The sequence below is a fragment of the Streptomyces sp. a15 genome (assembly GCF_059026085.1).
On record NZ_JBWLKM010000310.1, the window covers coordinates 1 to 317 of the forward strand.

The window sequence follows — 317 nt, forward strand, 5'->3', positions numbered from 1 at the left end:
AAGCCCGGAAGACGACCATCACACGATCGAGCTAAAGCGACCTTATGCACGCTCCTCAACGAGCAGTCGCCACCCCCTGTTCCATGATCCAGCCGCTGCGAGGAGGTCCGTGGAGGCTCCCTGTATGCCCGGCGACGTGGGTGGGTGGGGGCGGTGAAGGCTCTGGTGGCGCGGTTGGACAGTTTCGGTGATGTGTTGCTTGCCGGGCCGGCGGTTCGTGCGGTGGCGGCCGGGGCGGACTCGGTGACGGTGTTGTGCGGGCCGCGGGGTGCTCCTGCGGCCCGGTTGCTGCCGGGGGTGGACGACATCCTGGTGTG

At 68.1% G+C, this 317-nt stretch carries 1 protein-coding gene; it reads left to right on the plus strand.

Features of this window, described 5'->3' with window-relative positions:
* Positions 1-153: 153 nt before the first annotated feature.
* A partial coding sequence (locus AC5P09_RS52270; RefSeq protein ID WP_493880670.1) for a glycosyltransferase family 9 protein occupies positions 154-317 on the plus strand: 164 nt, incomplete at its 3' end.